We start from the raw sequence: 12,488 nt of genomic DNA, 5'->3' as shown, positions 1-12,488 counted from the left end.
TGACGCAGTTGCTGGGGGATATACGTACCCTGTTGCTGTAGCTCTGAATTGGGCGCCGCTTTGTAGCTTTCTGGCTGCAGAGCGGCTTCCTCATTTTGATCTTGGATCTGGCCAAGCCTTTACGATTTAACGGTTTGGCATCTTCTGTGCTGAGACATTCCGTTGTCGGCGTGTTCGTGGCGAGCAGGTCCAACTATTCCGCATGATATCCAGCCGCCCCGGGGTGTTCAGCCGCAGGACCTGCAGCGCCATCTCGTCGTTCTTTTGTTTCCAGGTATCGTTATCCATGTCCCGCCAGTAACGGGGTGGTCGGTTTGTTCTCCGGTCGTGTTCGGCGGTGACCGGGTCATTGGCGCGGTGTTCTTCCCAGAGGGGAATGTCCGGCAGAGGCCGGCTGGTGTCCATGAAGTTCTGGAACATATCCCACAGGGCATAGCATTCTTCGGGGTTGGTTTTGCCGATCAGGGTGCCGATGGGGATGAGGAGGTTGCGGTACCGGTGGGCCAGATACAGGGTGTGCACCACCCCGCCGCCGTGGATCAGTTCGTTGGAGGTGTAGGCATCGAACTCGTAAAACGGCGCGGTGTCTTCCTCCGGCTGGCCGGTTTTGCCCCAGACTCCTTTTTTATCGTAGTGAAACACCGTCACCAGGCCCGTGCGGCGATTAAGTTCCCACAGCGGGCCCTTGTCCGGTTTGATGAGCTGCCGGGGGAAGAGTTTGAACAGGGCGGTGGGGATGAGGTTGCAGGCGATAAGGGGGCCAAATACCCATGCCGCGAAATAGGCCCAGTCCGCTAGATAATCAAGATGGCCCACACTTGCGGGCTTATCGTAGTAATAAACTCCCAAAGTGAAGAGCATGGGTATGGCTACGAAACCAATGATTATTGGGTTACCGAAACCACTCAAAAACAAAAGAATCTGAGTCCGTAAAGCTGCTTTCGCATGGCGATAGCGCTCGTGGTCAATACGCTGGTGGAAATCAACGTTAGCGAAATTGTTCGGTTCCTTCTCGAAGCGTCTGAGCGTCGCTGGGGAATAATCCGTCCGATAAGACTGAGGGGCCACATCCTCGGTGTGCCCCCAGGGCAGCTTCCGGTCGGCTTTTCGGTTAAACCAGGGCAGCGCCGGGTTGGCACTAGGTGTCGGGCGCTTTTGTTGGGGGAGGTGTTCGGAGTTATAGGTTTTTGGGCCGAAGTATCCAGAAGGACGATTATGAGTTGTCATCCGATGGCTCCCGGCGCGCTGAATTCATTGATCCAGAAAAGTTGCTTTTTGTCGCTGAAATCCGGTTCTGTATGCTCGTTGTTTTTGGCGTCGAAAAGGGTTGAATCCTTGGGTGGTGGTGCCGGAAACGCGAGTTCGCGGGTGCCAGTTTCTACGCGGATTTGGGCCTTTGGCAGCCAGGAGTAGCTCACATTGTGAATGCTGAAAGGGATGCCAAGGAATTTAGTCGCTTCCGTATGGCGAGCGGGTTCTTCTGACGACCAATTCGGCCCGACAGGATGAGTTGGTTTACCAGGAGGGCATTTTCCAGTTGTGGATGTCTACGGGCTTTTTCGGCACACAGGGCCAGCAGATGGCGGGCCGTATTGATGCGTGCCTGTTGGTGCCGCATCTCGTAAAAATGGTCTTCAATGCGCAGGCCGCACACGCCCCGGCTTCTTAAATCTTCAAGGGCATCGGGCTGGCAATCACTGGTTCGCCACTCATCGCAGCTGAATGGCCGCTTCGCAGGGGGTTCGCTGGATCGATCCAGGTCCTTTTGAATTGCAATGCCGAGTGCGGCCGGATCGGGGTGTTCGATAGGGCCAGGGCCAGATGTGCAGGGAGGGCCGTCTGAAAGGCGGCTATGGGCCAGATTGCTCATGGTGACATTCCTTATCATTGACCGAGAGAAGCTTCTTGCTTCAATGGTCCGGAATTTTATATGGCGAGGATGGTGATGTCACATTGCTGTGCTTGTTTGTTCTGAAATTGGAAATGTGCCACGGCCTGATTGCCCGAGGCGTGGAGCGGCATTGGCCGGAGTGCAGGCTTTCTTCTGAAGGTTGGGGGGGAAGTTAAACGGGCTGTCCCGCTATGGGGATAGCCCGTTTTTATGGCCAGAATTTAGTCTGACAGAAGCAGCCATCAGGCTGAATGTGTTTCAGTTTGCGAAGAACATCCAGTCAAAATAGTTGTGAAGATCTTGCATAGCGCAGGTTTCAGCTGGACGAGTCAGTTCAAACAACAGACTTGTATCTTTAGCTAATTTCATGATGACACCTCGTGACGTTGCAACAGATCGAGCCGGGCAGAGGGCGCTGCCGACTGCCTACATAAAAGCCATTGCATCAGCTATGCCAGTTTTTTTCGGTCACAACTGATTGAAATTTAAGGCTGAGAAAAGAGTCTTGAGAGTGGGGCGTTTAATTTCTGGGTCAATTCAGGGCAGGCTGCACTAAAATAGAACGAAAAAACCCCGACCGAAGCCGGGGTCTGAATAGAGTTAACTTTATAAAGGATTGGTTAGAAGTTGTACTGGGCTGCAAGCATCAGCCGGTTAGCATCTTCGCTGTTGCCGCCTTTGGTTTCTGTTTTCCAGTACTGGTATTCAACACCCATCATGACGTTTTTAACTGGCGTCCACATGTAGTTCGCCAGGATGTTGGACCGGGTTTCTTCGTCAGTGGCGTTATCCACGTCCATTTGAGTCATACCGTAAACCAGGTTTACGCTGCGGCCTCCGCCAAGGGCAAAGCTGGTGCCAAGGGACGCGCCAAGGCCGGAAATGGTCTCAAGATCGTTGTTAGCATCGACATAACCATCCGGGGCTCCAGACAGGTATAAATACCCGTTTGCTCCGTCAGTGTAGACAACGTTACCTTGAATAGAGAATGACTCAGATACTTTGAAATTTGCCGCCCCAAATACGCCAAAGCCCAAGGTGGAATCATCTTCTCCGCCGGTATCTGAGTTGTCATAAGCGGTTTGCTTCACGAGTGCTGCAGCAGAGAATGCCATGGCATCGGAAGACCCTTCGTATCGAGCAGTAAACGCGGGGGACGCGTCTTTCTTGGTGCCGGCAGAAACGGATCCCTTCGGATCTTCTACAGAGACAGATAAACCGCCCGTGGTATAGCGCAATTGAGCCGTACGAGCCTGGTAGCCGGCCCAGCCTGCGGCACCGTTAAAGTCGAGTGTCGGCGTGTTGCCGGTAAAGCTGCTGAAGTTAGACCAGGTTTGCCCGGCCAGAATGCCTTTGTATTCACCGAACGCGTGGCGTAGTCGGAAGTTGCCGCCACTTGCAAAGTCGCCTTCGATAACTACTTTCACATCTTGTGGCAGCATGGTGCTGACACCGATGCGGCTCTGGGTTGCGGATGCATCGAAATGACCTTCATTGTCTGAGTCGCTGATCATTCCAAAGTCACCCGCAAGGGTGCTGTCATCACCAGTAATCTTTTCGTTAATGTCGTAAGTGGCGGTAAGGCGTGCGTAGCCGTATATGTCGGCTTTAACATCGCCCGCCTGTACTTCAAAAGCCTGAGCTTGAGATGCCAGCCCCAGAACTGTCATAGCTGCCGTTGCACGAATGGCCATTCTCAATTTGTTTGTAGGCATTGCTGTTTTCTCCACCATAGTTGTTTTTGTTTAGCCACCGACAAACTAGTGACGAGCTCCTCAAAATTCAAATAGAATTTGCTCGTTGTAGACGAACGTCTATGTCGAACCCTGAGGAAGTGCCGTTATTAATGAGCGGGTATATCCATAAGAAATATTCATGATAGTGGGGTCTGAAAACCGGCTGTTCTTATGCTCTGAGTGGCGTATTATGAGTGGATTCACCCTGTCACTTAGCAATGAGTCACTGAGAGAAATCCATGAACAGAGAACCTGTCTCCCGCGAATTGTTTGATGAAGTAATGGTGCCCAACTACGCCCCTTGCAATATTATTCCGGTGCGAGGCGAGGGCTCCCGAGTGTGGGATCAGGAAGGGCGAGAGTTTCTGGATCTTCAGGGCGGCATTGCGGTAACCAGCCTTGGCCATGCCCACCCGGGGCTGGTGAGTGCGTTGCAGGAACAATCAGAGAAAATCTGGCACCTGTCCAATGTGATGACCAACGAGCCGGCATTGCGTTTGGCGAAAACTTTATGTGACCTCACGTTTGCGGAGCGTGTTTTCTTCGCTAACTCCGGCGCTGAGGCCAACGAGGCCGCCTTCAAACTGGCGCGTCGTTATGCCTGGGATCATTTCGGCCCGGAAAAGCACGAAATCATTTCATTTAAAAATGCCTTTCATGGTCGTACCTTGTTTACTGTCAGCGTTGGCGGGCAGCATAAGTATTTGGAAGGGTTTGAGCCTGCCCCCGGTGGAATCAAGCACGCAGACTTCAATGACCTGGATTCGGTCAAAGCCCTCATCTCCAAAGAAAAGACCTGCGCAGTTGTGGTCGAGCCTATTCAGGGCGAGAGTGGTGTGCTGCCGGCAACGCAGGAATTCCTGGAAGGTTTGCGCCAGCTATGCGATGAAAACGACGCGCTGTTGGTTTTTGACGAAGTGCAAACCGGCGTTGGTCGAACCGGCTACTTATATGCCTACCAAATGTATGGAGTGACTCCGGATATTCTGTCCAGTGCGAAAGGGCTGGGTGGTGGTTTCCCGGTTTCCGCTATGCTCACCACCGCAAAGGTGGCAGCCAGCCTGACGGTGGGAACTCACGGGAGTACCTATGGCGGTAACGCTTTGGCTTGTGCAGTAGCACAGAAGGTAATCGATACTGTCAGTCAGCCTGACATTCTGAAAACCGTACAGGCTCGTTCAGAAAGGCTGCGCCATGGCATGATGGATATCGGTGAGCGTCATGGCATATTTTCCGAGGTTCGGGGTGCGGGTCTTCTGCTGGGTTGCGTGCTGACTGAGAAGTGGCAGGGTCGGGCAAAAGATTTCCTTGCGGCCGGCCTGGAAGAGGGTGTTATGGTGTTAGTGGCGGGGGCGAACGTTGTTCGTTTGGCGCCGTCGCTGATAATTTCTGAAGCAGACATTGACGAAGCGCTTGAGCGTTTTGAAGCTGCCGTGAAGAAACTGCTGGCATAGGCTGAAGCCTGGCGTCAGGTGCTGGCTGCTGATTCTCTTCAGTAACACTGGGAGGGGCATAATGCTGGTTGTTCGCCCGTTACACACGACAGATCTCGATGATCTGTACACTATGACCCGGTCAGCCGGCAAAGGATTGACAACTTTGCCAGCTGACCGGGAGTTGCTTCAACGAAAAATTGATCGGGCTGCAGATTCCTTTAGTGAGCGCTGTAAGCCAGAAGCTGCTTTGTATCTGTTCGCTCTGGAAGATACCGATGCCCGCAAGATGGTCGGCATCAGCGGCATTGAAGCCCGGGTTGGGCTTGATGAGGTGTTCTACAACTATCGCCTGAGCCTTATCGTTAATGCCTCCCGAGAGCTCGGTGTGCATGTTCGGACCCCCACTCTTCATCTTTCAAACGACATGACGGGTACCAGTGAAATCTGCTCGTTGTTGCTGGCAGATGACTATAAAGGTGGTGGTAATGGATTGCTGCTGTCCCGTAGTCGTTTCATGTTTCTGGATGATTTTCGCGATCTGTTTTCTGAAAAGGTGTTTGCTGAAATGCGTGGGGTGTCTGATCCAGATGGGCAAAGCCCCCTCTGGAATGCGCTGGGCAGTAAATTTTTCGATATGGAATATGCTGAGGCCGACAGGTTGTCAGGGCTCGGTAACAAGTCGTTTATTGCGGAACTGATGCCGCAATACCCTATTTATCTTTCGTTGTTACCCGATTCCGCAAGATCGGTTATCGGCAAGGTACACGAAAATACCCGCCCTGCGCTAAAGATGCTGAAAGCTGAAGGTTTTAACTTTAACGGGCTGGTCGATATCTTCGATGGTGGCCCGGTTGTAGAGGCCTTTGTAAACACGATTCGGACGGTACGAGACTCGTTAAACCGGCAAGTTGTTGTGAGCTCTAAGCCGGTCAATCTTGATGTGCCGGCCGAGCAAAGGGTGATGATCTCCAACCGTTCGTTCAGTGATTTCCGGTTAACCACCATTCCTATGAGCTGTGTCGGGCTGAATACCGTCAGTATCCCTCGCGAGGTGGCCGATGAACTGCGCCTGGAGTCTGGGGAAATGGTTCGTCTTGCGCCCTTGAAAGATGGCGGTCTTTCACCCATTCACTATGATGAAGCAGGAACGTCAAGCGATGGTAATGCACGCGGTTGAAGCCAACTTTGATGGACTGGTAGGTCCTACCCACAATTACGCAGGCTTGTCTTGGGGGAATGTGGCGTCTAAATCCAACGTGAATGCCGTTGCTAACCCAAAGCAGGCCGCGTTGCAGGGCCTGGCGAAGATGAAAATGCTGGCTGACCGGGGCTACGTGCAGGGTATCTTGCCCCCCCATGAGCGGCCCCACCTCTGGACACTCCGACAGCTCGGTTTTGAGGGGAGTGACGCGCAGGTTCTGGCGTCGGCGGCAAAACAGGCCCCGGTTATCCTGGCGGCGGTGTCTTCGGCTTCCGCCATGTGGACAGCCAACGCAGCGACTGTCTCGCCCAGTGCAGACACGGCCGATCACCGTGTGCACTTTACACCGGCCAATCTCAGCGCCAAATTCCATCGCTCAATTGAGCATGTTGTCACTGGCCGGGTGTTGAAGGCAATTTTTTGCGATGAAAAGCATTTTGCTCACCATCCAGCACTGCCTTCTGTCAGCCATTTTGGTGATGAGGGGGCGGCCAACCATACTCGGCTTTGCCACCGCTATGGTGAGCCCGGGGTCGAGCTGTTTGTATATGGGCAGGAGATATTTCATGAACAGGCGCCAGCCCCGATAAAGTATCCCGCTCGTCAGACTCTTGAAGCCTCTCAGGCTGTGGCCCGGTTGCACGGACTGTCAGGCAGGCACGCTGTTTTTGCACAGCAGAATCCGGTTGCGATTGATGCTGGCGTGTTTCATAACGATGTGATCTCTGTCGGTAATGGCAACTGCTTGTTTTACCACGAACTTGCGTTTCTGGACGAGCTACAGGTATTAGCCGACATTCGGGAGCGCCTGGTGGGCGCTGAGCTGGAAGCGGTGCGGGTATCCGCTCAGCAGGTTCCCCTTGAAGATGCCGTAGCCTCTTATCTGTTTAACAGCCAGCTATTGAACAGCTCGGACGGGATGTTGTTGGCAGTGCCTGGAGAATGTCGGGAAATTGCATCGGTCAGCCGATATCTGGATGAGTTGGTTGCATCTAACGGCCCGATTACTGCAGTGGAAATGATGGATGTGCAGCAGTCAATGCGTAATGGCGGCGGCCCCGCGTGCCTGCGACTGCGCGTGGTGCTTAATGATGAAGAGCGCCAAGCCATTAATCAGGGTGTCATTTTAACCCCCGACCTTTATCAGCGTTTGACGGGCTGGGTTGAAACCCATTACAGGGATGAGCTCAGGCAGCAGGATCTGGCAGATCCAAAGCTGTTGGATGAAGTGCGGCAAGCGCTGGATGAGCTAACGGGAATTCTGAATCTGGGCCCGATTTACGACTTCCAGCTGTGAGTGACGGATTTTACTGGTTGGCAATGGAGTGCGTCAGCATGTCCATGGTGTGACGAATTAACGTGTCGGAAGGGACGCTCTCGCCCTCGCACAGCATGATCACCCCATGCAGGGCTCCCCGCAAATAGAGGGCCGTTTGGGCTGGTTCTGTTATTTTTTTACTGCTCATCGTTCCGTCTTCCAATCCGTTGTGTATGGCCTCTTCGATCAGCTCGATGAGTTCGGTTTTGGAACACAACATTTCCATCGCTTGAGCCTTGTCTGCTTCGGCCATGGCGGTGGTTGCTTTTGTCAGTGCTGAAAAGTAATCCGGCTCGGCCTGGTAGAACTGATAATAGGCGTCACCCATCGCCCGAATCTGAGCCAGCCCGGTGTCGGCAGAGCTCAGTGCCTTCTTGAAACGATTTACCAGACTTTGCCCCGCCCGAAGCATTATTCCCATCTGAATGGCTGCTTTATCTTTGAAGTACACGTATAACAGCGCCCTGCTCAGGCTGGCAGTGCGGGCTATGTCGTCCATGGAAGTGCGGTCATAACCTTTCTCGGAGAAAGCCTTTTCAGCAGCATCCAGGATGGCGTCGTATCGTGCCTGTTTTTCCCGCTCACGACGTGACATCAATGGCTCATTCATGGCTGTTCCGGTTTCCTTTGGGCTGAGCTGTGAAATGTATATGTACGGATGAAAGCCGATTATTGACAATTTGTCAAAGAGTGACATTATGTCGTGAAAAATAAGAGCTGCTTTTTGAAGGATCAGGGAGCTTACCATCAACCATTCAGGGAAAGGGGCTGTTTTATTATGTCTCCCATCAAACATTCTCTACCATATACCGTCATAGGCCTGCTGCTGGTTTCTTTATCATTGTCGGGTTGCCGCGGAGGTGACACCGAGCCTGTAGACACTGGAGCGGTGTCTGTGCGAGTTGCGGAAGTGAGCGGAGGGAAAGTGGAAGAAATCCCTCTACGTTTCTCTGGCATTGTTCGTGCGGCCCAGCGTGCAACGTTGACGTTCCAGGTTAGTGGCACCCTGAAAGAGCGGCCGGTAGAGCTGGGACAAATGGTGCAGCCAGGAGATACCCTGGCCAGGTTATATAACCCGGCTCTTGAGCCTGCGCGGGATTCCGCCGCAGCTAAGCTTCAGGAACTGAGAACTCAGTTTGATCAAGCCCAGCGAGAGTGGGAGCGTTCGGCCCGGTTGCACCAGCGTGGCGTGGTTTCTGAACAGAATCTGGAGCAAATTGCGGCTCGCCGCGATTCGCTCCGGGCCAGCATGGCTACAGCTGAGGCGTCGCTGTCTGAAGCAACGCATTTGTTGGAAGAGAGCGTCCTGAAAGCCCCGTTTGCCGGACAGTTGGAAGCCTTGCTGGTTGAGCGTGATGAGTTTGTCTCTGCCGGCCAGCCAGTAATGCGCTTGTCGTCCCCTCTGGGGCGCGAAGTTGAAATACGAGTGCCTGCGCATTTGCTGAGTCACGTTCGGGTTGGTATGGAATTGCCGGTTTGGCAGATTCAGGATCGTAATCGTGCACCTGAAACCGGGACGGTCATCGAAATAGCGCAGGGTAGTGCTATTCGGGGCGAACTTCATCCGGTGTTGGTTAGTTTGCCGCCAAATTCTTTAGCTTCGGGTGAGCCGGTTGAGGTGGGTATTACGCCCGTGCGAGAGTCTGCCGTTACAGTGCCTTTGCTAGCGGTTGTGCGTGATGCAGCCAGCACCAGTGTGTTCAGGGTTACCGATAACATTGCACATCGGGTGCCGGTCAAAATAGACCGGGTTATTGGTGAGCGGGTCATGGTTCACCCTGGTGAACTGGCCCCTGGTGATCAGGTGGTTTATGCGGGGATGACCAGGCTGGTGGATGGCGACACCGTGGAGGTGCGCTGATGACTCGGAGTCTTCTTAACTACCAGCGTTTGCTGGGTATGGTTGTGACCATGCTTTGCCTGTTGGGAATAGCTGCATATAGCACCATGCCCCGCCAGGAAGACCCTTCATTTCCGTATCGCGCAGGAATGATAACCGTCAACTACCCGGGCGCTAGCGCAGAAGCCGTTGAACGGCTGGTGTTGCGACCGCTGACGGATGAATTGCGACAGGTTGAAGAGCTGGATTATAGCCAGGGAACAGCCCGCACCGGTGTTGCATTGGCTCGCATCAGGTTGCGTGATCATATCTATGACACGGATCCAGCGTGGGACAGAGTTCGGCAGGCTATGGAGCGTGCTCGACAGGATTTCCCTGATGATGTGGGGCAGATGAGTCTGGATGACCGGTTGATTGATATTCCAGCTGTTGTTCTGGCCGTAAGCGGGTCGGCTTCAGTCACTGAGCTGTCTGCTGTGGCTGAGCGCCTAAAACAAAACCTGTCTGATATTCCGGGGATCTCCCGAATCGAGCTTGAAGGTGATGCTGATGAGCAGATCACCCTGGCTTTGGATGATGCAGCACTATTCAGGCTTGGTATCTCTCCACAACGAGTTCTGCAGACTCTTGCTCAGCGTAACCAGACCACACCCGGTGGTTTTGTGGTTGTGGATGGCAAGCGGCTTTCAGTGTTGCCTAACTCTGAGTTTAGCGATATCGATGCCATTCGGGCGACCCCCATAGAATTGCCCGACGGCTCACAGGTTCCGTTGGCTGCCGCAGCTGAAGTGTGGCGAGGCCCCGTCGAACCGAGGCAACCTGAAACCTGGTTTGATGGTGAACGTGTGGTCTTGCTTTCGGTGATTATGGAGGAGGGTAAAACTGATGCCATTCGCTTTGGTGAGAGAATCAGAGAACGGCTGGATGAGGTCAGGCCTGATTTTGAACCCTATGAACTCAGAGAAATGTTTTTCCAGCCTGACAAAGTTTCCGATCGCTTGGACGACCTGGCCTGGAGCTTGGTGTTTTCGGTACTAATTATTGTTGCCGTCGTCTTCACGGGCATGGGCATCCGAATGGGACTGTTGGTGGCTTCTATCCTGCCGATGGTCGCCTTGATCAGCGTTGGACTGTACGACCTGGGTGGAGGCGTACTGCACCAGATTGCCATTATCGGTATGGTGATTTCATTAGGCATTTTGATTGATAACGCCATTGTGATCGTGGAAAGCATTCAGGGGCACCTGGATGACGGCATGCGGCGGCTGGATGCGTTGCGCCAGGCAGTAAGTGAGCTGGCGGGTCCTCTTGGAGCTTCCACGGGCACGACTCTGGCAGCCTTTGCTCCATTGTTGATGGCAAAAGGTGGTGCGGCAGACTTCACTCGCGGTGTTCCTGTGATGATCATGCTTACGCTGTCGGTCAGTTATTTGCTGGCTATCTCTGCCGTCCCGCTTCTGGCGGCTCGGTTTCTTAAAGCGCGGAAAAATATCAGCGGAGATCGGTTGGTCGGCTTTTCCCGGTTTCTGGGGCGATTGGTGTATCGCAGCCCGGGCAAGCTGATTACTTTTGGCGTTGTGTTGGTGGTGATAAGTTTGGGGCTGACTCCCTTCATGGCTCAACAGTTTTTCCCGAATGCTGATCGTCCTCGGGTTGTCGTTGAAATGTATATGCCCGAAGGTACTGACCAGGCACGTACTGCTGAAGTTGCTGAAAAGCTTGAGCGAGCGATTCGGACACAGCCTGAAGCTCTGGAGGTACACCGGTTTGTTGGTTACACCGGGCCCAGTTTTTATTATAACTTGCAGCGCGCCCCACAATCACCAAGCCGGGCGCGCCTGGTTATTCGAACACCTACCCTGGAAGACACCACAGATCTGGTGAAGTGGATTCGAGAGGAGGTTGGCCGGAATTTACCCGAGCTGGATATCTCCGCGGGAATACTCGGCCAGGGGCCCCCACGAAGTGCTCCGGTAGAAGTGCGTGTTTATCATGCTGACGATGACGCCCGCGCCCGGGCCACAGAACAGGTCTATTCAATTCTGCGAAATGTTGGCGGCACTGTAGACGTGCGTCATGATCTGGATATTGGAGTGCCTAGCATTGCCATCAACGTTGATGATGCTACGGCAGCCCGGTACGGATTGACTCGGGCAGACGTTGCCCAGGGTCTGTACGGCCAGAGCTTTGGTGCTGTAGCGGAGCGTTACCGCCAGGAAGCGGATCCAATTCCTATTGTACTCCGGTCCAGAGAAGGTACATCTTTGTCACTGTCACGCCTGTTGTCTGTGAATATCTATAACAGCAACGGAGATGCGATTCCTCTCTCTGCGGTTGCGACGGTTGAAACCACCTGGGAGCCCGCTGCACGATATCTGCGCAACGGAGTGAGAGTGAATACCGTTAGTGCCAACCTGGAAGATGGTTACAGCTTCAGTCAGGCCTTAAGTGGCATGCGTGCAGCACTTCAAAACAATCCCCTGCCAGCCGGGGCACGCCTGGAAATGGGGGGGGATGCAGAAGGTTCCAATAATGCCAACACTGCCTTGCTGACGGCAGCTCCTATTGGCATGTTGCTGTTATTGTTCTTCCTGCTGCTCCAGTTCAACTCGTTCCGGCGAGTGGGCATTATCTTACTGACCGTACCTTTGGCGACTGTTGGGATATTCCCTGGGCTGGTTCTTTCGGGATCTCCCTTTGGTTTTCAGTCGTTACTGGGTGTGATTGCACTGGTGGGTATTGTGGTAAACAACGCCATCGTTCTGCTGGATGTGATGGACCGGGAGCTTGAAAAGGGCAGAGAGATCAAAGAAGCCGTCAAGATGGCTGTAGAGCGTCGAACCCGGCCTATCCTGTTGACCACCGCGACGACTGTGGCCGGGCTGCTGCCGCTGGCGTTCTCCAGTTCGACTCTGTGGCCACCCATGGCGTGGGCTATCATTTCTGGTCTGATGGCATCAACAGTACTGACGCTGCTGGTTATCCCGTCTGTTTGTACGAAGTTGATCAGACTACCGGTAGCGGAACCGGAAAACGCCCCGGCATAAATGATCAAGGCCGGGTTAT

Annotated in this window: 10 protein-coding genes; 5 read left to right on the top strand and 5 right to left on the bottom strand. The window is 53.6% G+C overall.

Annotated features, from left to right (window positions below):
- Positions 1 to 126 precede the first annotated feature (126 nt).
- The 4 genes from ABYA77_RS09525 to ABYA77_RS09510 form a co-directional block, all read right to left on the bottom strand.
- Positions 127 to 1,227 carry a hypothetical protein gene (locus ABYA77_RS09525; protein WP_372965727.1) on the bottom strand — a complete coding sequence of 367 codons (1,101 nt, stop codon included), beginning with the start codon at positions 1,225 to 1,227 and terminating at the stop codon, positions 127 to 129.
- Positions 1,224 to 1,418, bottom strand: a complete 195-nt coding sequence (locus ABYA77_RS09520; RefSeq protein WP_372965726.1) for a hypothetical protein — start codon at positions 1,416 to 1,418, stop codon at positions 1,224 to 1,226. Before ABYA77_RS09520 ends, ABYA77_RS09525 begins: the two co-directional genes overlap by 4 nt.
- Positions 1,415 to 1,870: a hypothetical protein gene (locus ABYA77_RS09515; RefSeq protein WP_372965725.1), complete on the bottom strand. Its 456-nt coding sequence runs from the start codon at positions 1,868 to 1,870 to the stop codon at positions 1,415 to 1,417. The genes ABYA77_RS09520 and ABYA77_RS09515 overlap by 4 nt, the downstream gene beginning before the upstream one ends.
- A gap of 641 nt (positions 1,871 to 2,511) precedes the next feature.
- The gene (locus tag ABYA77_RS09510; protein WP_372965724.1) at positions 2,512 to 3,606 is read right to left on the bottom strand and encodes a DcaP family trimeric outer membrane transporter; all 1,095 of its coding nucleotides are present in this window, start codon (positions 3,604 to 3,606) and stop codon (positions 2,512 to 2,514) included.
- 260 nt (positions 3,607 to 3,866) lie between these two features.
- On the opposite strand from ABYA77_RS09510, the gene ABYA77_RS09505 reads away from it, so the two are divergent.
- The 3 genes from ABYA77_RS09505 (at position 3,867) to astB (ending at position 7,561) form a co-directional block, all read left to right on the top strand.
- Complete coding sequence (locus ABYA77_RS09505; protein WP_372965723.1) at positions 3,867 to 5,081, top strand: aspartate aminotransferase family protein; 1,215 nt, start codon at positions 3,867 to 3,869, stop codon at positions 5,079 to 5,081.
- A gap of 61 nt (positions 5,082 to 5,142) precedes the next feature.
- On the top strand, positions 5,143 to 6,240 hold the full coding sequence (astA, locus tag ABYA77_RS09500) for an arginine N-succinyltransferase (protein ID WP_372965722.1): 1,098 nt from the start codon (positions 5,143 to 5,145) through the stop codon (positions 6,238 to 6,240).
- On the top strand, positions 6,221 to 7,561 hold the full coding sequence (astB, locus tag ABYA77_RS09495; RefSeq protein WP_372965721.1) for an N-succinylarginine dihydrolase: 1,341 nt from the start codon (positions 6,221 to 6,223) through the stop codon (positions 7,559 to 7,561). The genes astA and astB overlap by 20 nt, the downstream gene beginning before the upstream one ends.
- A 10-nt stretch (positions 7,562 to 7,571) precedes the next feature.
- Here astB and ABYA77_RS09490 read toward each other — a convergent pair whose 3' ends face one another.
- Positions 7,572 to 8,192, bottom strand: coding sequence for a TetR/AcrR family transcriptional regulator (locus tag ABYA77_RS09490; protein ID WP_372965720.1), 621 nt, complete (start codon positions 8,190 to 8,192; stop codon positions 7,572 to 7,574).
- Positions 8,193 to 8,360: 168 nt separating this feature from the next.
- Here ABYA77_RS09490 and ABYA77_RS09485 point away from each other — a divergent pair, with 168 nt between their 5' ends.
- Both ABYA77_RS09485 and ABYA77_RS09480 read left to right on the top strand, forming a co-directional pair.
- The gene (locus ABYA77_RS09485) at positions 8,361 to 9,443 is read left to right on the top strand and encodes an efflux RND transporter periplasmic adaptor subunit (protein WP_372965719.1); all 1,083 of its coding nucleotides are present in this window, start codon (positions 8,361 to 8,363) and stop codon (positions 9,441 to 9,443) included.
- Positions 9,443 to 12,469, top strand: a complete 3,027-nt coding sequence (locus ABYA77_RS09480; protein WP_372965718.1) for an efflux RND transporter permease subunit — start codon at positions 9,443 to 9,445, stop codon at positions 12,467 to 12,469. Before ABYA77_RS09485 ends, ABYA77_RS09480 begins: the two co-directional genes overlap by 1 nt.
- Positions 12,470 to 12,488 lie beyond the last annotated feature (19 nt).

It is taken from the genome of Marinobacter sp., from assembly GCF_041595835.1.
GTDB lineage: Bacteria > Pseudomonadota > Gammaproteobacteria > Pseudomonadales > Oleiphilaceae > Marinobacter.
Note: the sequence above shows the minus strand (reverse complement) of the source record. Positions and strands in the feature narration are given on the sequence as shown.

What these genes read in the sequence shown, in the direction of transcription:
- astB (WP_372965721.1), top strand. Translation starts at nt 6,221, where the DNA reads ATGGTAATGCACGCGGTTGAAGCCAACTTTGATGGACTGGTAGGTCCT.
- ABYA77_RS09510 (WP_372965724.1), bottom strand. Translation starts at nt 3,606, where the DNA reads ATGCCTACAAACAAATTGAGAATGGCCATTCGTGCAACGGCAGCTATG.
- ABYA77_RS09505 (WP_372965723.1), top strand. Translation starts at nt 3,867, where the DNA reads ATGAACAGAGAACCTGTCTCCCGCGAATTGTTTGATGAAGTAATGGTG.
- ABYA77_RS09490 (WP_372965720.1), bottom strand. Translation starts at nt 8,192, where the DNA reads ATGAATGAGCCATTGATGTCACGTCGTGAGCGGGAAAAACAGGCACGA.
- ABYA77_RS09485 (WP_372965719.1), top strand. Translation starts at nt 8,361, where the DNA reads ATGTCTCCCATCAAACATTCTCTACCATATACCGTCATAGGCCTGCTG.
- ABYA77_RS09480 (WP_372965718.1), top strand. Translation starts at nt 9,443, where the DNA reads ATGACTCGGAGTCTTCTTAACTACCAGCGTTTGCTGGGTATGGTTGTG.
- astA (WP_372965722.1), top strand. Translation starts at nt 5,143, where the DNA reads ATGCTGGTTGTTCGCCCGTTACACACGACAGATCTCGATGATCTGTAC.
- ABYA77_RS09525 (WP_372965727.1), bottom strand. Translation starts at nt 1,227, where the DNA reads ATGACAACTCATAATCGTCCTTCTGGATACTTCGGCCCAAAAACCTAT.
- ABYA77_RS09515 (WP_372965725.1), bottom strand. Translation starts at nt 1,870, where the DNA reads ATGAGCAATCTGGCCCATAGCCGCCTTTCAGACGGCCCTCCCTGCACA.